Raw genomic sequence first — 26,555 nt, forward strand, 5'->3', positions numbered from 1 at the left:
CGCGGCGATTAGCTGAGCCGGTTCTGGTACAATCGGCGCGCCGGGGCAATCCCGGCGCGCCTTGCTTGACCTCCGGCTGCAACAGCCGGGGTGCTGAAAATACGGAGAGATGGCCGAGTGGTTTAAGGCAGCAGTCTTGAAAACTGCCGTAGGTGTAAGCCTACCGTGGGTTCGAATCCCACTCTCTCCGCCAGTGACTTTTTTATCCAGCAAAATCAATTAGTTAGAAGATTTCTGGAAAAAACAAATCGGGACACATTTCGGGACACATCGAGTCCCTTATGCGCATCCCGCACTACCTCATCAAAGCTCCCTCCGGCGTCTATCACTTTCGCCGGCGCATGCCCGTCTTGCTCCAGGCCATGCTGGGACGACCGGCAATCAAGCGCAGCTTGTTCACCCGCGACATCGGCGTTGCCCGTGACCGCGCACTCGCCTTGTGGCGTGCGTATGATGAGCTCCATCGGCAGGTACGGATGGTGTGTATGGCAGGGATGACGAAGGAAACGAAGCTGCTCCTCGAGCGGCTCAAGAAGAACGGCACGCACTACCGGCTCGTCACCAGGCCTGACGGCACGATTGAGGTGGAGGCGAACGGTCCCGAGGACCATGCATTGGCCAGGGAGATGGTCGAGTCGATTGGTGACATGCGCAAGGAAGCCATCGTGCAACAGTGGATGCGCGAACAAACGTTTTCCATGGACAGTCCGCCCCCTGCAGCGCCCGCGCAGCACGTACCGTCCCCTGCACCCATTCCTCGTCCAGCACCGGTTGCACCCGCCCCTGTAGCGGTCGAGCCCCAGGCGGTCGAGCGCATCGACCGGGCGATTGATGGGTGGCTGGCCGACATTGCCTCCGGCACCATCCCGAAAACCCTGGTCATCAAGCGCCTGGCCATTACCGAGTTCGGCAAATTCTTCGGCATGAAACGCTCCGTGCATGACGCGACGCGTGTGGAGATTGGTCGTTGGGTGAGCCATCTGCGTGCACAGGAACTGGCCACCCCGACCATCGTCAACAAATTGTCCTACCTCAAAGGCTTTTTGGAGTGGTCCAAGGGCAAGGGCTTCATCGACTTTCCCCGCAATGATTCGCCTGCTTCAGGGCATGTCGTCTACAAGGCCCGCGAAAAACGCCTGCGAAAGAAACACGGCTTAAAAGCGTTCAACGACGCGCAGCTCAAACTCCTGTTTGCGCCTCAAAACATCAAGCGTCTGTCCTCCGAAGCGCGCCTTGGCACGTGGATGGGCTTGTACATGGGCGCTCGCGTGTCCGAAGTTGGACAACTCGCCCTGGTCGATTTCTTCAACGTCGACGGCATTCCCTGCCTTCGCATCACAAATGAAGGCGACGGACAAAGCACGAAGAATGATTTTTCCAACCGGGTCATTCCCGTCCATCCCGAGCTCATCCGGCTTGGCCTTCTCAAACGCGTTGAGCGTTTGCGCAAAATGGGAGAGACCCGGTTGTTCCCGAAAGTGGGGAAGGGGGCGACCAACGGGTCTGGCGACTGGCTGTCGAAAGCTTTTGCCCGGCACTGCGGACTCGTCCTGCCGAAGCCCGACACGGGAAAGCTGGGCTTCCACAGTTTCCGTAAAACCGTGATTCAAACCCTGCAGGCAGCGGGCGTTGCCGCAGAACTTCGCGCGGCCTACGTGGGCCACGAGCTCGACGATACGCACCACAGCTCCTACGGCATGGATGCACCGAAGCCGCAGATTCTCGATGCCATCAGAAAGCTCGACTACCCGGTTACCCCTGACACGGACGCATTCGCCTGAGCGACGCGTGCAGGTCGCCGACCCGGCTTCGCATGACTGCGACATGACCGCAGGGATGATTGCCGGGACTGCAGTCGCCCATCCCCACACCCCCGAACGAGCGCACCAATGCCCCTTGAGCTGCCCGACAACGACCGGTGTGCCTTTTGCGATTACCTCAGCGGCAGGCGGCCGTATACGCTATTGCTGACAACGCCGTTGTCGGCGGTGCTCGTGACGCGCGAGCAGCGCGGCGTGGGGCATGTGCTGGTGATTCCGCGCGTCCATCGGGAGACGCTGCTCGATGTGACGGATGAGGAGGCAGCGGACCTCGGACGTCTGGTCCGGCAGATGGCGCGGGCGATTGATGCGACCTATGACCGCCCTGGCATTGCCGTGTGGCAAAACAACGGTGTGCCGGCGCACCAGTCGATAGGCCACGTCCATTTCCATGTGGCGGGCACGGTGGCCGGGGGCGGGACGAAGTGGGGGGAGGTCGAGTAATTGCCGGTCAGCGAGACGGACCTCATCGCCGAAGCGCTCAAGGCCCGGATGACATCGGTTTGAGGCTCGGCGACGGTGTCGGGGATGTACAAGACGGCGGCCGGGTGGCGTCGGATGATGCCGCTTTCCAGGGAGGATGCCCATGAGTGCCTATGTTCCAGCCCGTTCCATCCTGCGAAGCGTGCTCGATACCAACGAGTGGTGGCGCAAGACCTACCATACCGGCGAGACGGTGCCGGTCTCCGGCATCTACCGGTGCGAGGGGTGTGGGCGCGAGGACTGCTGCAATGAAAACGACCCCTTTCCGCCGCAGAACCATCACCAGCACACCGTGGCACAGGGAAAAATCCGCTGGCGGTTGAACGTCCGCGCCGACCACAAGCCGGCCTGACGCAGGGCACTGGTCGACCCTGTGCCCGCCAGGGTGCGCTTGTCCCAGTTGGACCGTTCTCCTTTCACTTGCCGCTGCATGCGGTGGCTTTGCGTCCGGCGCGTATTGAGCTTCGCGCAGCGCCGGACAATCGGTGCAATGGTAGGGGCGCGCACTGCGAACATGCGCATGCTGGAGAGGGACGGCGCGAATGACTGGAACAAATGGGGCGCCGCCGGCCCAAGGGTTGACAGCGTCCAATTCCTTGCCAGGATGGGGATCCCGGATTTCAGTCATGACCCGACGCTTTTACCCGGACTGCCAGGACATCCCCTGCACCCACGCGCCCGACATCGTACGTCCCCGAGAGTTTGGCCCGCTCGACGACCACCGCCCGTTTGGTCGTCCGCAACGTGCTGACGAAGTGGCCGCCTCCACACCCACCAGCGCAGCAAGATGCACTCGGCCGTTACGCGCCCGGATACCCGTGTGCACTCGAGTTCGGGATTCGCACATGCCAAGAACGCGCCGTGCCCAACGAAACGCTTCTTCCCTTCGATACCGTCATCCGGTCGACCCTCGCTTTGGACGACGCACTCGACCATGGTCTTTTTCCCCAGGCACGCCACCAGGCGCGTGTGGTGGCGCTCCGTGCCGACGGCGCGGGACACCCGCAAATCGCAGCATGTGCGCATGCCCTGCGGGAAAGTCCTCGAGCGCTCCATCCGGCCCGCGCCAGAGACCTGGACGGCCGTACGGGAAGCGCTCCATCGCGCCATTGACGACGCGCTGACGTAGCTGCGCGTCAGCGGCTCTTGCCCTCGGTAAGAACGCCCGCCTGGAGCAACGCCGCTTGTACGGCACCCCTGACGTCCGCCTCGTCCTTCGCGGTCCCGGACAACTCACCGGTGGCATGCGTGGTTCCGGAGAACTGGGCGATCCACTGGACCTCCCGCCCGTTCGATTCAAACGACACGCGGACCGCAATCTCGCGTCCCTGGTCGTCGGTTAATGTCCAAGCTGTCTGCATACATCCTCGGCATGGGTGCGGGCCGGCGGTCGGTCGGCGTGTGCGCCGTGAATGAACGACCGCCAACAGCTATCCATGGTCACCTGCGACGTCGACATTTTCAATGCACGAGGGCGTTGAGCATCAGCCCCATGTCGACCGGAGATGTGTCATGACCGACGCCACACTACACGCCAACCGCCACGCCCGCCTGCTGGAGGTGCTCTCAGAGCTCAAGCGCGATGGCGCGCCGACGGCCGCTGACCGGGCGATGCTGCTGGGGCTTGATGGAGATGAGCTGGCGCGTCTTGTGCGCGGCGCGCCCGTCAGTGATGCGCTTGCTGATGAGATCGAATTTCTCATGGCTCAGCCCGCAGGATGGATGGACACGCCGAGGCGCGCGGAGCCCGCCTGAGTCAGCTGCGTACCCGATACGACGCCGACCTTGTCGCCTTGCTTGGCGAGCTTCTGGATTTGGGAGTCATGTTGGAAGACTACCCTGGACTTGCCAAGGCGGAAAAGGATGCGTAAGCAGGGCGTCGGGTCAGCGAGCGACAAGAAGCTGGAAATCGACGGGCTGGGAGGCCGTACCGTGGTTGAGGCCTACAGCCAGTCGCGCGACTCTGACCGGTCAAACGGTTGGCACCGTCGTGGCCTTTGACCCCGTGTCACGCTTTCGAGATCGGCGCTACGTCGGTGAGACGAATTTGTGCACCTTGGCCTCACATCGGCCGGGGCATGTTCCATCCGTCTGACACGGTGAATGCCCGATGGATTCTGCCTACACAATTGATGTGGACGTCGAATTGATTCCCGGCCGGGGCTATTCCGCGTCGTACATCATCGTTGATACCGATGGAGCTGTTGTCCGCCGAAGGCAGCTCGCCCGCCGGTTTGCGTCCTACTCGGAAGCGATGGGCTGCGCCTTGGACATTGCAAAGGGCTCCCTGGCCTCGTTGCCTACAGCGACCTCGACATCCACCCAGTCTGACGAGGGCGATTTTGGGACGCCCGCGTCCTTGTCGGTGGGGCTCGGCGGCCTTCTCCAAGGTGGTAATGCTACCGGGCTCGACCATCCGGCATGACAACGCCGGGGTGCCGGGGATGCGGGGATGCTGAAAGTGTGGCCGCGAAGCTGACTATGGCGTTTCAGCCCATTGTCGATGTCGTCACCCAGGACGTCTTTGCGCACGAAGCACTGGTCAGGGGCATCCATGGCGAATCGGCGTACGACGTGCTGTCATCCGTGGATCATGAAAACCGCTACGCCTTCGACCAGGCCTGCCGCATTACCGCCATTCGCACGGCCGCCCAAGTCTGCCCGCCAGCGCTGCTGTCCATCAATTTCTTGCCCAACGCGGTCTACAACCCCGAGCATTGCCTTCAGGCGACGCTCGCAGCGGCGAAGGCTGCAAATTGGCCACTGGACCGGGTCATTTTCGAAGTGACCGAACACGAAGAGATTGTCGACCACGACCATCTTGTCCGCATTCTCGCAGCGTACAAAGCCCATGGCTTTTTTACCGCCATCGATGACTTCGGCGCGGGCTTTGCCGGTCTGAACCTGCTCGCCGACTTCCAGCCGGACCTACTCAAACTCGACATCGGCTTGGTGCGCGGCATAGACGCCGACTTTACCCGCCAGCGCATCGTCAGGCACACGGTCGCACTCTGTGAGGACCTTGGCGTGCGGGTCATTGCCGAAGGCGTGGAAACACAAGGCGAATGCAGGGCGCTCCTCGACCTTGGCATTCCACTGCAACAGGGCTTTCTGTTTGCAAAACCCGGGCTGGCGTCGTTGCCAAAGGTGGCATGGCCTGACCTCTCTGCCGGCCAATAGCACCGCAAAGGCTGAGCCGGACGCTGTCCTCACCCCGCCGCAGGAGGGAAGCGCTGGTCACGTCAGGACCCCGTCACCGTGGCGGTCCGGACGGCACCCGTGCTCCATGACCTGGCCGGGCGTTCGGGCAGGCCGCGCAGGGCGGGCCTCCGAAGCCTGACAGGGCACATCCCATCCCGGGACGGATGTTGGCTGGTGTGGGAAGAGTCGTGTGGGGCCCCTCGGCCTGCTTGTGCCGACGTGCTAGGGTAAGGGGTTGCCTCCTCCTTGCGATCCTCATGAGCAATCCCACGACGACCTTCCCACGAACGTCTCGCGCCGACGGCCGCATCTGGCTTGCCCTGACTGCCGTGATCCTGTTCTTTGTCGCCAGCGGCTGGCTGGCCGCCATCAACGTGCGAACCATTCGGACTGGAAACGCGAACGTCATGCGTTCGCACGAGGCCGTTGCGGCGCTGACCAACGTGCTATCGAGCCTTCAGGATGCCGAGACCGGCCAGCGCGGATATCTGCTCACTGGCAACGAGGGCTACCTGGAACCGTATCGTGCCGCCGTCGGCGTGATTCCAGGACGGCTGGATGTCGCGCGCGCGGCAATGTCGGACGACGCGGCGCAGCTGGCGAGACTGGTTGAACTCAAGGCCCGGGTGCAAGACAAGCTCGCCGAGCTGGCCCAGACCATCGCCTTGCGTCGTGACAAGGGAATGGACGCCGCGCTTGCCGTGATCAACTCCGACCGGGGCAAGGCCGCAATGGATGACATCCGCGCACGCCTGGCCGCGATGGGCGCAGCGGAAGCCGAGCAGCGCGTGGGACGCCTGGCTGAAATGGAACGCGCGTACGCGACAGCACTGACCTCGGGTGGGGCGAGTGCGGCTCTGGGGGTGGGGCTCACCATCTTCGTCGGCGTAGTGATCCGCCGGACCAGTCGCGCGCGACAGCGCGAGGCGTGGCTACAGGCTGGTCGGCTGGAATTGTCCAACGTCCTCGCCGGCGATCCGTCGGCCGAGGACTTGGGGCGTGCCGTCGTCGGAGCGCTCACGCGCCTGACGGGAGCCCAGGCGGCGGTGGCCTTCGCCGCCGACCATGGCCGACTGGTGCCCATCGCAACGACCGGACTGTCTGGCGCGGCAGCGGTGCACGACATGACGACCGATGGCAGCCTGCTGGGGCGTGCTGTGACCAATGCGCGTCCGCTGGTCATTCACGATGTGCCTGAGGCCTACTTCCGCATCGGTTCCGCGTTGGGCGACGCCTCTCCACGTCATCTGGTCATCGCGCCCGCAGTGAGCGAAGGCCGGGTGCACGGCGTCGTCGAACTTGGCTTTTTCAGGCCCGTGGCCGACGACGTTGTCGAGTTGCTCGATCAGGCATCAGCGGCCATCGCGGTGGCGCTGCGTTCGGCCGCTTACCGCGCCGACCTAGCCCGCTTGCTGGATGAAACGCAGCATCAGGCCGAAGAACTGCAGGCCCAGAGCGAAGAGCTGCGCGTCTCCAACGAGGAACTGGAGGAGCAAAGCCAGGCCCTGCGCGTCTCGCAGTTGGAACTCGAAAGCCAGCAGGCCGAATTGGAGCAGACCAACGTCCACCTCTCCGAGCAGGCCGAGGAGTTGGCCGCGCAGCGCGACGCGCTGGCCGCAGCGAACCTCGCTACGGATGCGAAAGCCCAGGAAGTCCAAAGAGCCAGCCAGTACAAGAGCGAGTTTCTCGCGAACATGTCGCACGAACTGCGCACGCCACTGAACTCCGCGCTGATCCTCTCTCGTATCCTGGCCGACAACGCACAAGGCAACCTGACCGACGAGCAGGTCAAGTTTGCCAACACCATCCACGCCTCGGGCAACGATCTGCTGACCCTCATCAACGATATCCTGGATCTTTCGAAGATTGAGGCCGGTCACGTCGAGCTGCACGCAGAGCCGCTCACCATCGAACGCCTGCTGGCCGACCTGGCCGCGTTGTTCGAGCCGATTGCCAAGGACAAGGGCCTGACCTTCGCCATCGTCGCGGGATCGGATTGCCCGCCAGTCATCGAGAGCGATCGCCAGCGGATCGAGCAAGTGATGAAGAACCTGCTCTCCAACGCCATCAAGTTCACTGATGCCGGCGGAGTGCAAGTCCATGTGCATGCCGAACGCGGAGGCCGCATTCGTTTTGACGTAACCGATACCGGCATCGGCATCCCTGTCGACCAGCACGCGCGCATCTTCGATGCCTTCCAGCAGGCCGACGGCTCAATCAGCCGACGCTTCGGCGGCACGGGTCTGGGCCTGTCGATTTCCCAGGAACTGGCCCACCGCCTCGGCGGCGAAATCACGGTGGTAAGTACCCCAGGTCAGGGCAGTACCTTCAGCCTCTCGATAGCCACGCGGATGCAGCCGGCCACGGACGCGGAGGCACAAGGGGACGTAGGGGAGGCGGGTGTCAAGGCCATGGTGCCGGCCGCGACCCCGCCGAGGCGTCCATCGGCGGCCACCGAGTACCCGTACCGCGAGCGGGCGGATGGGCGGCTCATCCTCATCATCGAAGACGAACCGGTCTTTGCCGACATCGTCGGGGAGCGCGCCGCAGCCCTGGGATTCAAGGCGGTCCTGGCAGGGTCCGCTGCCGAGGGCCTGCGCCTGGCGCGTGAGCACATGCCCGACGCAGTGGTGCTGGACGTGGGTCTGCCCGATCAATCGGGCCTCTATGTACTCGATACCCTCAAGCACGACATGCGCACGCGCCACATTCCTGTGCATATCGTTTCAGCGGCGGACCACGCGCACGCCGCCCTGTCCCTCGGCGCGGTGGGTTACCTGGTCAAACCGGTCACATCGGACGCATTGACCGACGCACTGACGTCGCTCGAGCGTCGGTTGTCCCTTCGTCCGCGACGCGTCCTTGTGGTCGAAGACGACGCGGTGCAGCTCGACGCGGTCAGCCGTCTCCTGAACTCAGCCGAGGTGGAGACTGTCGGCGCTCGGTCAGCTGCCGAGTGCCTTGAGCAACTGGCCCATCACACATTCGACTGCATGGTCCTGGACCTGTCCTTGCCCGATACCTCCGGCTTTGCGCTGCTGGAGACGTTGAGCACGAGCCACAGCCACGCGTTCCCGCCCGTCATTGTCTACACCGGGCGCGAGCTGACGGACGCTGAAGAGCAGCGCCTTCGCCGGTACTCACGCTCAATCATCATCAAGGGCGCGCGCTCGCCCGAGCGCTTGCTCGACGAGGTAACTCTTTTCCTGCACCGGGTTATCCAGGATCTGCCGGAAAGCCAACAAGGCATGATCCGCCTCGCCAAGGATCGCGATGCCACGCTGGAAGGCAAGCGGATCCTGCTGGCCGAGGACGACGTACGCAATGTGTTCGCCCTGATGAATGTGCTCGAGCCGCACGGTTGCAGCGTGACCATCGCGCGCAATGGTCAGGAAGCCGTCGATGCACTGCTCGGCGACGGTGGGAAGCCGGTGGAGCTTGTGTTGATGGACATCTTGATGCCGGTCAAGGACGGTCTGACTGCGATACGCGAGATACGGGCAGACGCACGATGGGCGAAGCTGCCGATCATCGCACTGACGGCCAAAGCCATGGCGGACGACCAGGCGCAGTGTCTCGCAGCCGGGGCGAATGACTACATGGCCAAGCCGCTGGACGTCGACAAACTGCTGTCGCTGTTGCGGGTGTGGCTGACGGGGTGAATGGGTTGGTCACGTCCCCCGGCCGGATGCCGCCGATAGACGTATGGCGTGCCAAGGGCATGGTCGCTGTTTTCCGCGAGATGATGCCCCCGGCGCGTCGGCGGGCCGGCCGCCAAGTGACCTGGCGGGCCCGGGTCGGTCGATTCATGCCGCAAGGGTGGGCGGCAGACTAGTCGAGAAACTCGGTGAGGCATTGCTGTGTCTCGACGGTCAGATTGACTGTCCGTCCCCGGGCACTGGTCCGGTGTACGATTCCGGCGGGAATGACCACGGATTGCCATGGCCCGAGCGTCAGAGAGCTGCCGTCTGCGAGCTCCACCTCAAGACACCCTTCGACAACGAGAAAGAACTCGTCCGAAGCTGGATGGCGGTGCCAACGGTACGCTTGATCGAAAACGGCGAGCCGCACGCACGCGTCATTGATGTCGAGCAATGCACGGTTGCTGTAGGGGCCGGTCACCGTTGCTTGCTCCGCGAGCACATCGACCACCGTCAGGGGCGGGTACATTGCGGTCTCGGCGGAATAATCGTCTGCGGAGGGCAACGAAGTCATAGGGCCGGCCTGTACAGGTACGAATGACAGGGTGGCGCCGGATGTCGTGTGCGACATGTCGCTGAGGTGTGCACGACATGGCGACGACAGCAACCTCTGCCTGCGCGGAAAGCCGGTGGAGATTGACCTGCGCCCGAGCATGGGCGCAGGCCAGGGCCGTCCATGGGTTAGGGGGAGAGCCTCCGGGCGGAGGCTCGTGCGATTCTCACGAATGGCGCGTCAAGGATAACCTGTGGCTTCAGCCCGAGGAAGTACGCCTCGTCGCAAGGCAGCCTTTCTTGCGGGCGTGGCCCACGCCAGCTCCCGGTCGGGCCTTGGGCATCCTCACAAAACGGTGACTTTCCACCCAGCATCATCCGCGCCCGTGACGCAGTCCCTCCCACCCCCGCTGCGCCACACGAGCCCCTGTCCATCAGCAGGGGCTTTTTTCTGTCCGACGGCCAGCCACGTGTGGCTGGCCGCTCACCGAGGAGTACGAATGGCGCAGGTCCGTATCTACATAATGTATCCCGCCCACAACACCCGGACCTGGCATGTCTCCATCAACGGCCGGGACGGGGAGTCGTACCCTGACGGGCTCCTTGCGTTGCATGCCGCCTGTGACCGCGCGCGAGTGATGGAGGAAATGGGTGACGACGTCACGGTGCTGCAGGAAGACGCCGACGGCGCCTGGCACATCGTCCGCGAGTGAGGTGCGAGTAGGGGCGGGCGCGCGGCGCCGTGCTGGATGGACGTCTAAATGAATGCTGAATCCGCGCCCTTGAACTCAACGAAGCCGGCCCTATTTGCCTGATGCCGGTGGAACACCGGCCTTTGCCTGGACTCAGGCGAGCACCCATTCCATTTCCTTGTACCTGGAGGATTTGCCATGCGTAGTCTCACCCTCAATCCCGTTTTTCGCGCCAACTCCGGCCTCGATCGCGTCTTTGACCTCATGGAGGCAGCCGCGCAACGCCAGGGCGACGATTTCCCGCCGTTCGATTCCATCCGTCTGTCCGACAACCGCTTCCGATTGTCCATCGCCGTCCCGGGCTTCCGGGAAGACGAAGTCGCCGTCACGCAGCACAAGCGAGAACTCATCGTCAGCGGTGAGCGGAAGCTCGACAGGGAAGGGGAGTACCTCCATCAGGGCATTCCGTCGCGCGTTTTCAGCCGCCGGTTTCAGCTCGCTGACCATACGGAAGTCACCGGCGCGACACTCGCCCACGGCCTGCTGTCCATCGACCTTGCACGCGAGATCCCGGAGGCCGAAAAGCCCCGCACCATTCCGGTGAGCAGCTCCCCGGACCGGGCCGAGCCGGTGCGCCAGATTGAGCGCGACGCTGCCTGACGAGCCCGCCCGCCCCGACCACGGGGCGGGCTTTTTATGGCTGGGACCGAAGAGAAAACGCGGCGCTGGTCCGTGACCAATGCGGATTTGGCGTGGGCCGAGACGTCGCGTCCGCCCACCCGGCCCGTGCGCCGCGAGTGCATCGACTGCATTCATTTTGAGCCCGACACCGTCAATCCCCAGGGTGGACTGGGTCGCTGCGGAAAGCGCCCTGGCCTGAGCGTCTTTCCGGGCGTCGATATGCGATGCAGCCACTATGCCGGAGCACGGTTGCTGAACCGCTGACCCCGCATGTCTTGCCACGGCCGGGTTTCCTTTGGCAGGATTTTGAAAATCGATTGGCCATCCAAACCTTTCCGTTTTCGTTATGCCGCTCCGTCGCCTTCCCCGCATTGTTGGTTTCGAAGTCCCACCGCTCAAAACGGCTGTCGACATCGTGCGCGACCCGCCCATTGTCGGTTTGCTGAGCGTTGTGCCGACGCGGCCCTGGGTTGATGCGTTCATCATCGAGGCGGCGCTTACGCGAAGCAGGCTTGGCGATGCGTTGTTGTCCGTGGACGGAGACCGCGTCCTGTTTTATGCGTCGGCATCCAACGCTCGCGTGCGGTGCAAGGCCGTCCGTGACATGGTCGAGAAAGTCAGCCGGCAGCTCTTTTCGGGAAGGTCCTCCCGTTCCTCCGACAGCGCTGCCGCCATCGGAAAACGTATTCCCCGCAAGCTCTTGTTGGTCGAAGACGATGAGGTCTTGCTGGACATCACGACAGAAGTGCTCCGGAGCAATGGATGGGCTGTGACCGGGATGACCAGTGCGGCGGGGGCGATGACGGCACTCGACGAGTCATCGTTCCACGTCGTCATGACCGACATCGACCTTGAGTCCCCAGGGCGGGGCGTGGTGCTCGCCGAGGACATCCATCAGCGCTGGCCGGGGACAGGCATTGTGGTCGCAACCGGGCTGCGGAATGATGCGATTCCACGCCTGCCGGAGGGCGCGCTTTTTTTGGCAAAACCCTACCAGCGCCGGCAGCTGCTGGCCGTTTTGAACCTTGTGGCGGCGTCAGCGGATGCCCCGGGTTAGGCTTCCTTCTTCCACCGGACTTCGGTCAACTCTGCCTGCGGGCGGTTCAATGCCCAATCGTTTGACAGGGGCGCGCGCAGGGTGAGCTCGACGGGTGCGCATGACCGTGGCACGGGCTCGCCGTCCTCGTCCCTGAACGTCCCGTAGAAGGAGTTGCCCTTGAAGACCCAAGTCATTGAGGTGGTCGACGAATACGGCGTGCTGCTTCGTGCCCAGGTGACCTTCGACTTAAGGGGCCGGGAGGTGGTGTGGTCGGCAGAAATTCCCGGCACCACCCTCGCCGTTCCCCTGACCGGGACAGCGGCGAGCGAGGAGACGATGCCAGCCACCTTGCAGGCCGCCGTGCTCCGCTGGGGCATCACGTCCGGCGCTCCGCCCCGATTCAGCTGACGCTCAATGGCTTCCGTCATGCGCCTGCACGAACGTTTTGGCTGGCGACGTCCTCGGATGGTCAGGCGCGAGGCTGGTGGTTAAACCGCAAGGGTTTCATGTTTCCAGTCACCAGCGGTCGGTGCCTTTCGATGACGTGCTGCCTATCTCGACGCGGGCCGCACAAACGAGGGATTTTTCGGGAGCGCATTCCGCGCCCAGCACGTCTGGCAGCGGAAAAATTCACCCATTGCGTCGAACCGCCGGATCCGTTGCATCGCCGACATGCCGCACCGCTCACGTATTAGCGTGGCGCAGGCCCTGGAAACGGTGGCCCGTTCACCGTTGATGGCTTGTGCTCAGGAGAGCCTCGCTGCCCGATGCGTCTTCGGCTGCCCGCGTCATTGCCTCCGCTTCCGTACCGAACACAGCGGTACTGCCCGAAGCGGCTGCGCCGTTCACGATAGGCGAGGTTGCGCGCATCGCGACCGTCTCGTCTGCATAGAGCGCCCACCTAACTTTCCAGGAAGGTCGGGGAGCATCGAGCCGGATGACCTCGACCACCGCCCAGTGGGCCCCGACTTTCTTGGTCGATGTCATGGATTGCGTCCTATCTGGGTTCGGGCGATGGTGCGTCGGACGAGACACTCTGGCAACCCGCCCGCCCGCCGCGAATGGCTGCAACGAAACGTCATGCGGCAGTCCGGCGAAGCATCAAACGACGGCGCGGTCGCCGTCATCCCAATGCACGAGATGCCTGTCCCTGCCGTGTCGGCACGCCGGGTTGTCAAGTGAGGTCCGGGATGGAAGACGCTGATGGGGGCCTGTCCATTGCGCCCTGGCAACTGCGGCGCTGGCAATCGGATATTTGCAGTGGTATACAATTGTACGATGAGCCATACCTGCAGCTACACCATTGAGGCCGGTGACGACGGCCGCTACCGGGGACGCTATGAGGTGTTTGATGCGGCCGGCCGGCAGGTGGCCGGTGGCACGGACCGGGCCGACCACAGCACGCGGCAGGAAGCATGGGCGAGTGTCTGGGCGCTGGCAGGGGAAGTTCGGGGCGGACTCGGCTAGCATCGCTGCCTCGGCCGCTCAGTGCCTGGCAACGCCTCGGGACGGGGCAGATGTGGCGGCAGTGATGTCTGCCCGCTCGATGGGAGTGGGGATCGATGCAGCCGCACATAGGTGTTTTGCCGCCGCGATGTCGGCGCCTGCCAGGATCTGGCACATCAGGCGGTCGACGTGAATCGTAAAAGGTGGCAGCGGGCCATGGGGCCAGTCGTGGGCATCGGATGGCCGCGTGGCAGGGAGCGACAACGTAACTGACAAGCTGCATGGACACGGTGCACCGGGCGGCTGGTCGGCATCTCCACGGCAAGCACTTCACGTTCGTGAAGCGTGCCCTCTTGAAGCGGACAGGGCTTTTTCCGACAAAGGGGCCGGGCCTTATAGGGGAGGGCCGGGACGATGGATGAGCTGCAACGCGTGAGGCGAAACAACCTTCGCCTCCTTCTCAACGAACTTCGCCGCGAGGGCATCGGTTGTCGCCAATCGAGGGCGCGGATGCTGGGCATCCCGCCCGATGAGTTTGGCCGCATCGTGGACGGCGCACCCATCGGTGATCGGCTCGCACGCGACGTCGAGTGGGCCATGAACAGGCCCCGTGGCTGGCTGGACGTTTTTGCGCCGGACGCGATCGCCTGACCGAGTCCCCGGAACTGCCAGGGGCGAGCCAGCAACTCGTCGTTACCATGTGGCTTCATCAAGCGCGTCGGACAGGGCGAAGACGGCATGCGCATAGTCGGGACGGGGCACTGTCCCTTCCGGTCCCAGAGCCTCGACCAGGGCGCATGCGGCGGCCTCAACGCGTTTAAAGCCTAGCAATCCCGCGACACCTGCCATCTTCCGGGCGCGAGAGCGCACCGCCGTCAAATCCTGGGCCAGCAAGGCCTCCCTAAGGCATTGCCCTTCCCGCACAAGCGGCTGGACATCCCGTTGGATGGTGTGGTCTGACATCTGTCGTGCCTCCGGCGCCATTCAACCACAGCTTTTGCGCCTGCGCAGCAGTGTTTGCATGGTTGGAGGAGAGCGATATTTCAACGGGCGCGATGAGCCCTTTTTGCGCTAGGGATGACGCCGAGACAATGGCCAAAGTCTCGGATGTCGGCAACAACGCCAGCGGCCCTGACGCAGGCCAGCACGCCACCCGGCCCCTTGATCGGTCCTGCCCCGGCTACAGGTTCGCGCTGCCGGCGGGATGGGCACGCTGAACGTGGATGGCCACATACGACGACGGGCCCGATGCGACGGTGACTTCCCGTGTCTTGCCGACGAGGACCGCACGCAGCAGGTCGACATCCGCCACCCGTGGGCGGTGGACCGCTTGCGCATCCATGTGGCCAATGTCGATGGCGCTTCCGGTCCCCGACATCGGCGAGAGAATGACCGCCAGTGCCTGAGACGCCGTGACGTGGTCAGGCATGGACAAAGGCGGCGGAGGCGGGACGTCGGCGACGACGAGAAGACAGGGGTGTTCCTCGCACACCACCATGACGGCCGCTTCGAGCAGGGCTGCACCGAGGGTGTGTGGACCCGCCGTCACGGTGGTCGATGCGGCGAGGTTGTGGGTACGGGTCGCCCAGGTGCCAGCGAGCGTGCAAGAGACCGACTGCAGGAACGTAAGCGGCGAGGGCGCCGCCGGCGTAGTGGTGACACTGCGGAGCAGCCGGTCGACCGCCTGGGCATCCCCGGAATGCGTCGCAAAGACAGATTGCAGCGTTGAAATGTCCCCTCCCCATTTCATGCATGCATCCCTCGCAGCATCGAGGGCGAGCCGTTCGAACACTGAGGCCCGCCGGCCATGCGTGCCCTGGGTCGGGGCGAGAGACGACACCGCCGAGACGCGCACCCGCAGGCGGACGGCTTGATGGTGAGCCGGGCGTTCCAGTCGGGTCCTCGCATGGGCAGGGAGCAGTAGCGCGTTCAGACGGGCGTCCTTGCGGTGGGGCGCACAGCATGCAACCCCTTGATGACTCGGCCACGTGAAGATGGATACGGGTGGGTGGGCCTTTCATCAACCATTCCCATGCTTGGCCTGACAATGCGTGGCTCGACCAAGGAAACCGCCCATGGCTGAACCGACATCGCGCGTGCCGACCCGGATTGACTATGAGGGCGTCGACCACCCTGGCAGTGACATTTTCTTCGCGGCGGTCTCCACCACCCGCATGCCGATGATAGTCACTGACCCGAGGAAGGCGGACAACCCCATCATCTTCGCCAATCCCGCCTTCCTGCGCATGACCGGTTACACAAGCGAGGAGCTCATTGGCAACAACTGTCGCCTTCTGCAGGGGCCCGGCACCGACCGCGTGACCATCTCGACCATACGCGACGCCGTTGCCAGCAATCAGGAAATCGCAACCGAAATCCTCAACTACCGGAAAGACGGCAGCACGTTTTGGAACGCGCTCTTCATTTCTCCCGTCTATGACGGCAATGGGGAGGTGGTGTATTTCTTTGCGTCCCAGCTTGACGTCAGCCGCAGGCGTGATGCGGAAGACGCGCTTCGCCAGGCGCAGAAAATGGAGGCGCTCGGCCAGCTCACCGGTGGCATCGCTCACGACTTCAACAATCTGCTGCAGCTGATGATTGGCTACGTCGAATCGGTCGAGGCGGGCCTTGCCCGACCAGACCCGGACCGGGAAAAGCTGCTTCGCTTCATCGGGGGCGCAAAGGCCGGCATCAAGCGCGCGTCGACCCTGACGTCCCAGCTCCTTGCGTTTTCGCGCAAGCAGACGCTGCAGGGCCGGGTGGTCAATCCCAACCAGGTCGTCGCCGACATGCAAGACATGCTGGGACGCTCCATAGGCTCGGACATTGTCCTTGACCTCGAGCTTTCACCGGCCACCCGCAACGCACGTCTTGACCCCACCCAGCTCGAAGTCGCCTTGCTCAACGTCGCCATCAACGCGCGGGACGCGATGGATGGACGGCCAGGCAAGCGCCTCGTCATCCGTGCGCGAAACGCCACGCCGCTCGAAGTCAACAACCTCGGTGAGCTCTCAAGCCGGGGCGGTGAGTACGTGGCCATCGACGTCATCGACAACGGCACGGGCATGCCGCCGGAGATTGCATCCCGCGTGATGGATCCGTTCTTTACGACGAAGGACGAGGGCAAGGGCACTGGCCTTGGGCTGTCCATGGTCTATGGCTTTGCCAAACAATCGGGCGGCGCGGTGGGCCTGACGTCACAGGAGGGCGAGGGGACCACGGTGACGATGTACTTTCCCGTGGCCGTCGAACACGACGATGGGCGGAGTGTCCCGCAGGTCAGCCGCATCGACCGCGCATCGGACCGGTCCGGTCATGAGCGCGTCCTGGTCGTCGACGACCGCCATGACCTCGCCGAACTTGCTCACACGATTCTCGAATCGCCCGGGTACGAGGTGGTGTCGCTCAGCGACCCGCAAGAGGCACTCCATCGCCTGGAGAAAGACGATGCCTTCGACGTGTTGTTCACGGACATTGTAATGCCCGGCGATATCAATGGCGTCGCTCTGGCGCGAAAGGCCCGCGCCATCCGACCCACAATCAAGGTCCTGCTGACGACCGGCTATGCGTCACAGTCGGTGCAGCGCACGGATGCGGGAGGCATCGCCTTCGATGTGCTGAACAAGCCGTACTCAAGGATGGACCTCCTGCGGAAAATCCGCTTCGTGCTCGACGGGCCGACCGGCATCAGCTGACGCGCATGTCTCGTTCCGTGCAGTGGACAGGCATGCCATTGGCTCAGGCGCAGGGCATCGGCCAGTCATGGCCACACGTGTGGCGGCACGTCACCGGGGGAGAGGCGTGGAATGGAGGGCGCAACAAGTGGGTCGATGTCGGATGCGAGAAAAACCGTGATGCCCGGCTTCATGGCATACGCCTGCCTGACCGCCCGCTCAAGGTCGGGACCGCTGCCCCTGCAATACACGACTGCCCTGACGGTATGAAAGGCGACGAGGTGCCTGACCGCACCGGCCCAATCGTCTACCTGCACACACGCGTGGGCATCGGAAACGGAGTCAAGAAACGCGGCCCACGGCTGCCCACCGCCAACGACGAGCCAGTGAAGTGTGCTGTTGGAGCGTGCGATGTCCATGCTCACCCTTGTCTGCCGTCAAAGTTCGTCATACGCAGGAAGACGGCGTTCCGGATGCATGCCGACCGGTTCACGACAGCGTGGGTGGTGACCGGATACACCGGCGATGTGCGTCGGACCTGTGTTCCGGACGTCGACCCTCCGCCGATGATTGCGAGTCGTGCTTGCAAATCCGGCACCGGAAAGCCTAGGCGTAACGACCAGGGTCCGTCCGGCCTTGATGCGCATGGGGCAGTTCAGATGACCCGCCCGGACCTTTCCTGGCAGCCCCTTGCTGGGCTCGACGATCATGGCAAAGGACGGCAGGTGAGGCAGGCTGCTGACGACCGCCGCCGGTGGGCAGGCAGGATGCCCGGCCGGGCCGCCCGGGACGTCTTCAGACGGGCCTGTCGCAGCTGAACCAGGATGGGTTGAAAGCATTCTCATTCCGCCACGGACATCGGACTCGGCGCATCATCCGCGAAGCGCCGGAGACCCGACCATGCAACAGCCTTTCGACGAGAACCGCTTTCTGGCAACGCCCTTTGTCGCAAGCGACCTCTCCCACGGCAGTGACAGGACCTATCTGCAGGTCACATGTGGCGACGTCACGGCGTGTCTTGCGATTGAACGCGCCGGCGGGGTGGTTTACGCCGAGGGTCTGCTTTGGCGCGACGGTGCGGTTGTCGAGGAGTTTTCGGGGGCGCTCCCCGTCCGGGGGCTGCCAGTTGAGCAGGCGATCCGCGACGCGGTGGCCCTTCGCTTGCACCAGCGCGCGGAACGCAAATTACGGGGGTGACCGTTCCGCCAACCGTCGGCCATCGGCCATCAGCGCTCCTTGCTCCGTGGCCAGAATCGCTGCTTCCAAAATCGCGACATTTCCTCGCCGGACGTTGCCCTGAACGAGGTCACTGGTCACCGTCTTGGGCGGTAGGGCACCTCAGAGGTCGTCCGGTCTCCCGGTCCCGGACCGGATGATCACGAACCCTTGCGCTGCCAATTTGCTCAGGAAATGGGGGAGGTCGTCGCACTCCGCGAACAGTTTTGCTCCGCCGGGGTATTGGATGACGCGTGATCCTCGCTCCTCGACCAGGAGCACGGGTTCGCTTTCGTTTTCGACCACCGCCCATCCGACTGTCTGCATGTTTCGCTGCCTGCTACCGCTCGTGAGGGGCCGACCGACCTGACCCAAGGGCATGCTGATACCGGCAGTAAGCAAGGGAACGTGAAAGGCCCTGCTTCCATGGCGTGCAGATCCGGCGCCGAGCTATATTCCATGGCTGGCAGCGGGAGGCAAGCCCGAGTGATCCGCAAACGCCTCCTTGCCGGCAATGCACTGCAACCTTTCATGCGAAGTGTCCGACCATGGAAAAGAAACGAGCTCTGGAGCAACACTCGACAACGGTCTTCGGATTTTCGACCACGGTCCGGCTTCGAAGGAGCCCCTCTTCCGGCGTCAAGCTGGTTGAGCTGGTGGACGAAAAAGGCATCTGCTACTACTCGTTACGCACGTCCAGGGTGGTCGAGGTCCAAACGCGTGCGTTGTCGGGGGCGGCAGCGATAGCGGCAATAGAAGCGTGGTTGCAACCGAGCTTCCGCATCCAACCTGTCCCGTCGGTGTTCGGCCGGCCTGGAGAGAGATAGATCTGGGACGTTCCGCCGTCCTTCGAATGGCAACAAGCTGGTGCGAATCCATTGAATGTGCACCGATTCGCGCGGCCATTCGAATGAGGCACCTGCTCTCAGAAGCGGATTAACAGTTCCGCTAGCTCGAGCATTGCCTTGCCGAAGCCTCGCGTGGGTTCGGTGCCGAAGGGGCCAAGAAACAGAAGGACGCGCAACGCGGCAGCTTGTACTTCCAGCTGACCGCAACGGGCGGACTGATTCGCAATGCGCGACGCCCAGTACCGTGCACCGTCGAAATCCTCACCGATTGCTGCCCGGTTCATCGCCAGGGCTGCGTTTTTCAAGTCGATCATGACACTCGACTCACTCCCCATCTCCGCTCTCCTCCGAGGCGTTTCAATCTGCAGGACGGATCCTCCGACCGCTGATTCAGGCGGTTGACGCGCCAGTCGGGGCCTCGATGAGGCGCCCGAAGGCCGGCCGTGGGCATCCCTCTACACCCTTAGCAGACCGCCAGGAACGGAAATTCGTGGGACGGATTCACGTCTGGCATGGCAGCGTATACGTGCTCCGGGGAATTATGGATGCAGGACCACCGCATAGTCTGCGTGTAAGATCGCCGGGTCGAAACTCACTAGTTGCTCCTCATGGGTAATCCTGGCGGCCGATTGCCGGCTGACCCAACCGTTCAGGCGATAAGGCGCGCCCGCCTGAGGGAGCTTATTGATGAACTGGACGGAGAGGGCATTCGGTCATGGAGCGAGTTGGGAAAAATCCTTGCTGTCTTGAATGGCACCGATCTCCAGAAACTTCTCACGAGCGAAGTGATTACGGACGAGATCGCCCGCGAAATGGAGTGGTCCATGCATAAACCAGCTGGCTGGATGGACCGTTAACGCGACGGCGCTTGGCGCGGATTTAAGACCTTGGCGAGCCTGAGCATGGCATGGCCGTAACTTGGCAACGGTTCCGCGCCGGGCGGCCTCAGCAGGGCTATCAAGTCCTCGGCGACCTCAAGGACTTCGGCAAGGCCCATCTCACGGCTGGCGGTCCTTATCGGGTGGGCCCGGAATCGAGCCTCGTCCAAGGCGGGCTGACGGCTGTGACGGCTTTTTGTACGCGTTGAACTGGGCTGGAGGCGGGGGCGGTGGCCTCGCTCATTCGGACCGTCGACTGTCGTCAACTCACTTGGACGTACGGGACGACGTCCCGGATGTGCGCGTCGAAAAAACGACCCAGGGACGGGGCGGTTCTGAACCGCGTGTAGAGACTGCCGCTGACGGGGCCGTACCGGTAGACCGATCCCGAGCGGAACCTGACTTCCATCAGCTGCATGTCCGGGTCATACCCGATTTCCGCAATGACGGACGAGCGCACCGGTTCCCGTTTCACGCGATGACTCCCTCGGTCAACGCCACGAATTGGGTCAGCCCTTGCCCTCACGATTGGCCCAGTGCTCGGTTACGCGCAGTCAGCGCCGCAGTCGCCAACGCCAGCCGGCCCAATGCCGTGATGCGCCACCAGCCGGCTTCTTCGCTCACCAGCCCCGCTTTTTCCAGTCGCTCGCACGCGTGCTGGTCCAATGGTGGGTAGGCCAGACGTGAGGTGTCGTCGAGTTGACGCAGGGTATCGACGTCGTCGGAGGGCGGGGGAGGGGACACGATAACAGCCTCTGAATCCGTCGCGTATGGCACCACAGGGCCACAGGTGCCGCTAGGGCATTATTCGGCAAATCGACGGGCGTCCGGCCGATTGGACCTGTGGTACGCCACAATGGGATTGACTCGCGCCTGGCTCCGTCTGCGCGTCGCCGATGCCCCGGCAGTGGGCACGCATGACCGCATTCTGTCGCGATGTCCCGCCAGCGACGCTGCATGCCGGTCCCGTCTTGGGCTGTGGACCTGCTGAAGAACCCATGTCATCGCCTCGTCCCATCCCCGTGTGTTCCCCCATCGTCGTCAGACAGGCCAAGCTCCAATGAACCGGAAAACCGCCAATCCACAGGCCCGTCGCTGCGCCAATCTCCGTCGCCTGTCGGAACAGCTGACCGACGAGGGCGTGCTTTCGCTGGCGGCCCAGGGGGAGATCCTGGGGGGGCTGACCGAGCAGCACCTGCGCGCGCTTCTTGCAGGCGAGCCGATGTCGGATGAAGTCGCCCGTGAAATCGAGTGGGCAATGCAGCGGCCTGTGGGCTGGCTGGATGCGCCGCGAACCGACGTGCTCGACAACTGACAGGAGCCTTGCAACGACAGGACGTCAAAGCGCATCGGTGTGCCAGGAGACCCACTTCTCCTTGTGCCGGCCGATGTGACACGCTAGGCCCACGCTCGGCTTTCGCTCTTTACCCGACGATCCCGGGCGCAAGCTGGTCCGCTTCGTCGGGAGGCGTGGGCGGCTGGTAACTTACTTGGGGCACGTCCGCCATGCGACCGTGGAATGGGTCACATGGGTGTCCGAAGGACCGGCTGACATCAGCGGGGGCGGTGAAGACGTCAGTCGTCCCCGCCAGTTCGGCTTGTCGCATTCGGCCGCAAGGGGCGCAGCGTTGCGGCCGTCGAGGCCTTGCGACGGCGAGTTGGCCTCTCTTTGGGAAATGGCCAGTGCCGCCGGGCGGCGACTGGTTGACGGGGCGCACGCGTCTAGCGGGCAGGCATCAAACCGGCCACGGCGCCCGCACCTGCGCCAACCGCCCGTGGCTCATCGGCGTCGTTGAGCCATCCGTCCGGCAACTCCATCATCCACTCGATATCGCGGGCCACCTCGTCGGGGAGGGGAAATCCGGCGCTGTAATTGCGAAGCGCACCAGCCGGTATACCAAGGCGGATGGACTGGGCGCGCAGCGTCCCGTAGCCCTCCAGCGTCATCCTGGCGAGGAGTTCGGCAAGGCGGGGATTCGATGCGCGGAGGGGAGCGGGCGTGGGGATCATGGCGGGCCTCTGGGAACGGGGAAGTGTCCCGGGCGCTCCGGAAAGGGCAGGTGAAGAGCCGCGATTGCGGAAATGACTGAGGCGCACACCCCGTCGCTGCGGCAACATTGAGGGAGGGAACTTGATGCCAGCCATGACGCCTGAAATGCTCGGAACATTGCGGCAGTTGTCCGACACAGCCCTGCTTGCGCGCCATCCACTCAACGCCCGGTCCTGCGAGGTGCTCGAAGCGATCGGCCTTCTGACCGCAGAGGACGGCTACTGGCGGTTGAGTGCGTCGGGCAGCGCGGCCTTTTTCGATGACGACGCCGTGGCGCTGGCACCGCGACCGGGTGCCGCAACCTCCTTCCCCTTGCGTCTCCGGACGACGTAAATGACCTGACCTGTGATGCCGGTTACAAGTAGCGCTGCGTTGGAGGCGACAAAGACGGCGTTCCCAACAAGAAGGCTGTACGTGAGGTACAGCACTGACGCGGAAATCTGGCCGATGAAGAGCCATTTCGACACGGCTTCTACCGTCGGCGCTCGGGCCTGTCGCCAGATTTGCCGCGCAATCGTCGACAGCAGGATGATTGACGCAAGCCATCCCAGCGGCTCGGGCGTACGGAGCGCTTCGATAAAGGCCATTCGGTGCTTCAGCCGCCGCGCAGTAAAACACCAAGGAGCGGCAAGGCGCCGCCCACGGCCAGCATGACGCCAGCGACGAGCCGGCGACTGCCCGCCGGTCGGCGGCATCGGCAAAACAGGCAGTGGGCGGCGCCTCTCCTCATTCCTTCGGCTCCTGCTGCAGGGTGCCGAGGTCTGCACCGGTAATAGGGTCGCGCGCGGGGTCGGATGCGCCACGCACCGCAAACGCCTCCACGGCCTGCTTCTCTTTCCCCGCGAGCGTCACGGACGCGAGACCGTCGCCCCCATCGACCGGGAGGTTGTCGTCGTCCGGGACGATGACCTTCGAGAAGTCCTTGCCCTCGCACCACGGCCCCGTGGTATCTCCCTCCCCACGGGATGCGTTGACATAGACGTCAGTGAATTGTGGGTCTCCAGGCAACTTGCCCGGCGGAAAGCTCTTGTCCATGGAGTAAAGGGCTTTTTCGAACGACTTCTGGTGGGCAATTTCGCGGGTCATCAGGAACGTCAACGCGTCCTTGACGCCCGGGTCCTCGGTCACATGGATGAGCCGCTCGTAGACAATCTTCGCCCTCGCTTCGGCGGCGATGTTTGACCGGAGGTCGGCCGTCGGCTCGCCGATGGAATCGACATAGGCACCACTGAACGGCACACCGGCAGAATTGATGAGGGCAGGTCCGCCACCAAAGAGCACCTGGGTGACGTGTGAATCGTTTCCCGCGCCCTGGAGAGAACGGAACAACTCGGCCTCCGAATCGATGGCTTCTGCCAGTCGGCCCTTGGCGCCCCGGTTGAGCATGGCGACGAGGGATCCGATGACTTCGAGGTGGCTCAGTTCTTCTGTCGCTATATCGAGCAGCATGTCTTTCCGGCCCGCATCCTCCTCGGCAAGGGCTTGGGTAAAATAGCGCATCGCAGCGGCAAGTTCACCTTGCGGACCGCCGAATTGCTCAAGCAGAAGATTGGCAAGGGCGGGATTGGTCTCACTGACCCGGACGGTGTACTGCAGACGCTTGTTGTGATTGAACACGTGCTGGCTCCTTTTGGTGGCTGGCCACCGGACACTGGAAGTCACGGCGTGCACGGGTCGGCGCAATCACGTGATTCAGCCCTGACACACGTGAAACACAGGCCCGAAAACACATTGGTGAGGACAAGCATGTTTGTGGTTCACATCCGCACAAGCGGTTCTTGATGGTGCCCGATGCATCCTTGTTGGACACCCAAACAGGAACCCATCCATGGCAGAGCATCGGGACAACCTCATCGACTGGCTGCGGGACGCGCACGCAATGGAACAGCAGGCGGAGCAGATGCTGAAAGCCCAGGCCGGGCGCATTGAGCACTACCCCAAGCTCAAGGCCCGCATCGAGCAGCATCTCGACGAGACGCTGGGCCAGCAAAAGCTCATCGAAGGCTGTCTCGCCCGGTATGACACGAAGCCCTCCGTGACCAAGGATGCGCTCGGGAAGGTCATGGCGTTTGGTCAAGCCATCGGTGGTTCTGTCAACTCCGATGAAGTCATCAAGGGCGCAATTGCCGGCTATGTCTTCGAGAACCTGGAGATTGCCACATACACGACGCTGCGGGCTGCCGCCCTCGCCGAAGGAGACTCGGAGACGGTGCGGCTGGTCGACGAAATACTCCCGCAGGAGCGAGCGATGGCCGAATGGCTGCTCAATCACCTCCCTGAGTTGACGGACGACTTTCTCGCCCGTGACGCCACCCCCCATGTTGAAGCCAAGCGCTGACCAACCGGAGAAAAGACATGACCATCAAGGGGGGGGGGGTCCTGTTCGTCCACGAACTGTCCGACATCTACAGTGCCGAAAAGCAGCTCACAAAAGCACTCCCGCGCCTTGCACGCGCCGCCACCCATCCTGATCTGAAAGAGGCGTTTGAGTCGCACCTTGAAGAGACCCAGGGCCAGGTGGAGCGCATCGACCAGATAGTCGAGCTGCTCGGCATTCGCCTCAAGCGCATCAAGTGCGCTGCGATGGAAGGCCTGGTTGAGGAAGGAAAGGAAGTCATCGATGGTGTGGAAGAGGGCCCGCTGCGAGACGTTGCTCTCATCGGTGGCGGCAACCGCGTCGAGCACTACGAGATTGCCGGCTACGGGACGTTGATGGCCTTGGCCAAGCAGTTGGGGTACACCGATGCGGTGCCCTTGCTCGCCGACACGCTGAAAGAAGAAAAGGCGGCCGACGAGAAACTGACGCTGCTTGCAACATCGGTGGCAACCCAGAAGGCCGCCGAAAACGCCTAGCTCCGCGCACGATATCCCGCTCGCTCCCAAGCACCCGGCTTTCAGGCCGGGTGCTTGGCTGTATGTCTGCGCTGTTCCGGGTTGACGACCAAAGCGGGGTGCACGCACGCGAGACAGCCGATGGGTGAGTCGGAGGGAGCGTCCGTAGCGGGACTTCACCAGTGTTCAGGGAAATGGCCCTGTCGATGACCACTTCTGCCACATTGAACACTTCTACGGCCACTTTTTCCCGCAAGCTAACGCTTAACTACCAAACCTGAGCTTGTGCGGTCTTCGGTTCGGGTTCAATGTCGGGCGTGGAAAACGGCGTTCGCCGTTCTGGCGTGTCGTCCACGGGGAATGCTCCCTGGCTTCCGATGGTGTAGCCATTGAGACTTTCGATGTCAAGGCCGAGCGTCGCGCGATTGCAGTTTCACTGCCAGACCCCCGTCCGCAGACCGAGCGAGGCGCTGCTTTCAGCGTCGACCATCAAAGAGTGCCGCGCGTGGGCATGGACTGCACGATTCCGAAACCCGGGACGCTCCGACGCCGACGTCAGCGGGGAATCGCCCACCCTCGATGCGGCGCGTGAGGATGCGTGCAGTCACCTGTGCCGCGCCCATGGGATTTCCATTGGCAAAACGACGCCCAGTCGGGCGTGCGTCCTGTCCGGGCCGTTCAACTATCCTTCGGGACGGAAAGGATGGTACCGGCTGGAACGAAAGTCAGACGGGACAATCTGGACCGTCGAGATTGTCGATCAGCACGGCGAATGCTTCGACAGTGTCGAGTTTCCGGGCGACGTCGCCGGCACCACGAGGGCCTCGGACGAGCAGGCACTGGTCTATGTCGACCGGCTGCTCGCAGAGTGTTACGGCGCGAAACTGGCTTGAGTCGGAATGAGAAATATGGCGCACCTGTGGATGAAGCCGGGCAGTGCCTGCGTCGTGTGACGACCGTGTGCCAGCGGCGGGACGCGACGCATGCATCCGGGGGCTCAAGATGGCTGCCCACAAAGAGGAGAGTGCAATGAACAGCGAGAAGAAAGAGAAGACCGATACCTCGCCCCACGAGTACGACGATTCCACTGCCAATCGCGTCGAAAAAAAACCTGCGGGAAAACAGTCCCCGCAGCAGGAACACGATGACGAAGACCAGGGCTGAGGGGGAGACCATGGCTGACCAGAACCACAAGCCGCAGTCGGGCGACCGCAATCTCGACTACGTTGCGAAACAAGACAAGCTGCAGCAAGAAAGGCGGGACAAGAAAATCAAGGAAGGCGAGAAGACGATGGACGATGCGTGCAAGCGGGACGAAGGCGGCCGCGGATGACTGGCACGGGTGGTGGTGAGAATGAGACGCCCACCGATGTGGGCGTCTCGGTCTTGGCGCGTGTGGTCTGGCTCGCTGCCGGGCTCGTTGCTGCTGGTGCGTTCGTCGCCGCTCTCTGGCTTGCCGGAAACGTCTGACATTCCGGCCCCATGACGCAGGCGTCACCCATC

The 26,555-nt window shown here is 63.3% G+C and carries 27 protein-coding genes, 1 tRNA gene and 1 pseudogene; 20 read left to right on the top strand and 9 right to left on the bottom strand.

The window, feature by feature from the left end; all coding sequences use genetic code 11:
* Window positions 1-103 precede the first annotated feature (103 nt).
* The 4 genes from ACTHLF_RS01250 to ACTHLF_RS01265 all read left to right on the top strand — a co-directional run bounded on the left by ACTHLF_RS01250 (window position 104) and on the right by ACTHLF_RS01265 (window position 2,655).
* A tRNA-Ser gene (locus ACTHLF_RS01250) sits at window positions 104-193 on the top strand.
* Between the two features lie 88 nt (window positions 194-281).
* Window positions 282-1,781, top strand: coding sequence for a DUF6538 domain-containing protein (locus tag ACTHLF_RS01255; protein ID WP_440324135.1), 1,500 nt, complete (start codon window positions 282-284; stop codon window positions 1,779-1,781).
* A 108-nt stretch (window positions 1,782-1,889) separates the two neighbouring features.
* A complete protein-coding gene (locus tag ACTHLF_RS01260) occupies window positions 1,890-2,264 on the top strand; it encodes an HIT family protein (protein ID WP_440324137.1) in 375 nt (124 codons plus the stop codon).
* Between the two features lie 142 nt (window positions 2,265-2,406).
* Entirely contained in the window at window positions 2,407-2,655 is a 249-nt protein-coding gene (locus tag ACTHLF_RS01265) for a protein L (protein ID WP_440324139.1), read from the top strand.
* A 784-nt stretch (window positions 2,656-3,439) separates the two neighbouring features.
* Here ACTHLF_RS01265 and ACTHLF_RS01270 read toward each other — a convergent pair.
* Complete coding sequence (locus ACTHLF_RS01270; protein WP_440324141.1) at window positions 3,440-3,664, bottom strand: hypothetical protein; 225 nt, start codon at window positions 3,662-3,664, stop codon at window positions 3,440-3,442.
* A 151-nt stretch (window positions 3,665-3,815) separates the two neighbouring features.
* Between ACTHLF_RS01270 and ACTHLF_RS01275 the strand changes: the two genes are divergently transcribed.
* From ACTHLF_RS01275 to ACTHLF_RS01290, 4 genes are all read left to right on the top strand, one after another.
* A complete protein-coding gene (locus tag ACTHLF_RS01275) occupies window positions 3,816-4,058 on the top strand; it encodes a hypothetical protein (RefSeq protein WP_440324143.1) in 243 nt (80 codons plus the stop codon).
* Window positions 4,059-4,413: 355 nt separating this feature from the next.
* Window positions 4,414-4,728: a hypothetical protein gene (locus ACTHLF_RS01280; protein WP_440324144.1), complete on the top strand. Its 315-nt coding sequence runs from the start codon at window positions 4,414-4,416 to the stop codon at window positions 4,726-4,728.
* On the top strand, window positions 4,725-5,483 hold the full coding sequence (locus tag ACTHLF_RS01285) for an EAL domain-containing protein (RefSeq protein ID WP_440324146.1): 759 nt from the start codon (window positions 4,725-4,727) through the stop codon (window positions 5,481-5,483). The genes ACTHLF_RS01280 and ACTHLF_RS01285 overlap by 4 nt, the downstream gene beginning before the upstream one ends.
* A gap of 428 nt (window positions 5,484-5,911) precedes the next feature.
* On the top strand, window positions 5,912-9,166 hold the full coding sequence (locus ACTHLF_RS01290) for a response regulator (protein WP_440324177.1): 3,255 nt from the start codon (window positions 5,912-5,914) through the stop codon (window positions 9,164-9,166).
* A 169-nt stretch (window positions 9,167-9,335) separates the two neighbouring features.
* Here the strand turns inward: ACTHLF_RS01290 and ACTHLF_RS01295 are convergent, their stop codons facing one another.
* Window positions 9,336-9,719: a cupin domain-containing protein gene (locus tag ACTHLF_RS01295; protein WP_440324147.1), complete on the bottom strand. Its 384-nt coding sequence runs from the start codon at window positions 9,717-9,719 to the stop codon at window positions 9,336-9,338.
* 502 nt (window positions 9,720-10,221) lie between these two features.
* On the opposite strand from ACTHLF_RS01295, the gene ACTHLF_RS01300 reads away from it, so the two are divergent.
* From ACTHLF_RS01300 to ACTHLF_RS01315, 4 genes are all read left to right on the top strand, one after another.
* Window positions 10,222-10,410, top strand: a complete 189-nt coding sequence (locus ACTHLF_RS01300) for a hypothetical protein (RefSeq protein WP_440324149.1) — start codon at window positions 10,222-10,224, stop codon at window positions 10,408-10,410.
* Between the two features lie 177 nt (window positions 10,411-10,587).
* A complete protein-coding gene (locus ACTHLF_RS01305; protein ID WP_440324151.1) occupies window positions 10,588-11,049 on the top strand; it encodes an Hsp20 family protein in 462 nt (153 codons plus the stop codon).
* Between the two features lie 367 nt (window positions 11,050-11,416).
* Window positions 11,417-12,127 (top strand): response regulator, encoded by a 711-nt coding sequence (locus tag ACTHLF_RS01310; protein WP_440324153.1) that lies wholly within the window; start codon window positions 11,417-11,419, stop codon window positions 12,125-12,127.
* A gap of 159 nt (window positions 12,128-12,286) precedes the next feature.
* On the top strand, window positions 12,287-12,517 hold the full coding sequence (locus tag ACTHLF_RS01315; protein ID WP_440324155.1) for a hypothetical protein: 231 nt from the start codon (window positions 12,287-12,289) through the stop codon (window positions 12,515-12,517).
* A gap of 318 nt (window positions 12,518-12,835) precedes the next feature.
* Here ACTHLF_RS01315 and ACTHLF_RS01320 read toward each other — a convergent pair whose 3' ends face one another.
* The gene (locus ACTHLF_RS01320; RefSeq protein WP_440324156.1) at window positions 12,836-13,096 is read right to left on the bottom strand and encodes a hypothetical protein; all 261 of its coding nucleotides are present in this window, start codon (window positions 13,094-13,096) and stop codon (window positions 12,836-12,838) included.
* A 969-nt stretch (window positions 13,097-14,065) separates the two neighbouring features.
* Here ACTHLF_RS01320 and ACTHLF_RS01325 point away from each other — a divergent pair.
* The gene (locus tag ACTHLF_RS01325; protein ID WP_440324157.1) at window positions 14,066-14,206 is read left to right on the top strand and encodes a hypothetical protein; all 141 of its coding nucleotides are present in this window, start codon (window positions 14,066-14,068) and stop codon (window positions 14,204-14,206) included.
* 529 nt (window positions 14,207-14,735) lie between these two features.
* On the opposite strand, the gene ACTHLF_RS01330 is transcribed toward ACTHLF_RS01325, so the two are convergent.
* Window positions 14,736-15,410 carry a beta-ketoacyl synthase chain length factor gene (locus tag ACTHLF_RS01330; RefSeq protein ID WP_440324159.1) on the bottom strand — a complete coding sequence of 225 codons (675 nt, stop codon included), beginning with the start codon at window positions 15,408-15,410 and terminating at the stop codon, window positions 14,736-14,738.
* Window positions 15,411-15,630: 220 nt separating this feature from the next.
* Here ACTHLF_RS01330 and ACTHLF_RS01335 point away from each other — a divergent pair, with 220 nt between their 5' ends.
* Together ACTHLF_RS01335 and ACTHLF_RS01340 are read left to right on the top strand one after the other, a co-directional pair.
* A complete protein-coding gene (locus ACTHLF_RS01335) occupies window positions 15,631-17,250 on the top strand; it encodes a histidine kinase famiy protein (protein ID WP_440324161.1) in 1,620 nt (539 codons plus the stop codon).
* Window positions 17,251-18,129: 879 nt separating this feature from the next.
* Entirely contained in the window at window positions 18,130-18,426 is a 297-nt protein-coding gene (locus ACTHLF_RS01340; RefSeq protein WP_440324162.1) for a hypothetical protein, read from the top strand.
* A gap of 943 nt (window positions 18,427-19,369) precedes the next feature.
* Here ACTHLF_RS01340 and ACTHLF_RS01345 read toward each other — a convergent pair.
* A complete protein-coding gene (locus ACTHLF_RS01345) occupies window positions 19,370-19,606 on the bottom strand; it encodes a hypothetical protein (RefSeq protein WP_440324163.1) in 237 nt (78 codons plus the stop codon).
* 826 nt (window positions 19,607-20,432) lie between these two features.
* Window positions 20,433-20,696, bottom strand: a complete 264-nt coding sequence (locus tag ACTHLF_RS01350; protein WP_440324164.1) for a KTSC domain-containing protein — start codon at window positions 20,694-20,696, stop codon at window positions 20,433-20,435.
* A gap of 534 nt (window positions 20,697-21,230) precedes the next feature.
* Here ACTHLF_RS01350 and ACTHLF_RS01355 point away from each other — a divergent pair.
* Window positions 21,231-21,485 (top strand): hypothetical protein, encoded by a 255-nt coding sequence (locus ACTHLF_RS01355; RefSeq protein ID WP_440324166.1) that lies wholly within the window; start codon window positions 21,231-21,233, stop codon window positions 21,483-21,485.
* A gap of 407 nt (window positions 21,486-21,892) precedes the next feature.
* Here the strand turns inward: ACTHLF_RS01355 and ACTHLF_RS01360 are convergent, their stop codons facing one another.
* The 3 genes and pseudogenes from ACTHLF_RS01360 to ACTHLF_RS01370 all read right to left on the bottom strand — a co-directional run bounded on the left by ACTHLF_RS01360 (window position 21,893) and on the right by ACTHLF_RS01370 (window position 23,837).
* Window positions 21,893-22,180: a hypothetical protein gene (locus tag ACTHLF_RS01360; protein ID WP_440324168.1), complete on the bottom strand. Its 288-nt coding sequence runs from the start codon at window positions 22,178-22,180 to the stop codon at window positions 21,893-21,895.
* A 336-nt stretch (window positions 22,181-22,516) separates the two neighbouring features.
* Window positions 22,517-22,807, bottom strand: a pseudogene (locus tag ACTHLF_RS01365) (hypothetical protein); the annotation flags it as partial.
* A 139-nt stretch (window positions 22,808-22,946) separates the two neighbouring features.
* Complete coding sequence (locus tag ACTHLF_RS01370; RefSeq protein ID WP_440324170.1) at window positions 22,947-23,837, bottom strand: manganese catalase family protein; 891 nt, start codon at window positions 23,835-23,837, stop codon at window positions 22,947-22,949.
* A 211-nt stretch (window positions 23,838-24,048) separates the two neighbouring features.
* On the opposite strand from ACTHLF_RS01370, the gene ACTHLF_RS01375 reads away from it, so the two are divergent.
* The 4 genes from ACTHLF_RS01375 to ACTHLF_RS01390 all read left to right on the top strand — a co-directional run bounded on the left by ACTHLF_RS01375 (window position 24,049) and on the right by ACTHLF_RS01390 (window position 26,385).
* Complete coding sequence (locus tag ACTHLF_RS01375; protein ID WP_440324171.1) at window positions 24,049-24,558, top strand: ferritin-like domain-containing protein; 510 nt, start codon at window positions 24,049-24,051, stop codon at window positions 24,556-24,558.
* A gap of 17 nt (window positions 24,559-24,575) precedes the next feature.
* On the top strand, window positions 24,576-25,073 hold the full coding sequence (locus tag ACTHLF_RS01380) for a YciE/YciF ferroxidase family protein (RefSeq protein WP_440324173.1): 498 nt from the start codon (window positions 24,576-24,578) through the stop codon (window positions 25,071-25,073).
* A 1,008-nt stretch (window positions 25,074-26,081) separates the two neighbouring features.
* Complete coding sequence (locus ACTHLF_RS01385) at window positions 26,082-26,216, top strand: hypothetical protein (RefSeq protein ID WP_440324174.1); 135 nt, start codon at window positions 26,082-26,084, stop codon at window positions 26,214-26,216.
* A gap of 10 nt (window positions 26,217-26,226) precedes the next feature.
* The gene (locus ACTHLF_RS01390; RefSeq protein ID WP_440324175.1) at window positions 26,227-26,385 is read left to right on the top strand and encodes a hypothetical protein; all 159 of its coding nucleotides are present in this window, start codon (window positions 26,227-26,229) and stop codon (window positions 26,383-26,385) included.
* Window positions 26,386-26,555: the final 170 nt, after the last annotated feature.

Origin of the sequence: Luteibacter sp. (assembly GCF_051958795.1) — a bacterium.
Classification (GTDB): domain Bacteria; phylum Pseudomonadota; class Gammaproteobacteria; order Xanthomonadales; family Rhodanobacteraceae; genus Luteibacter.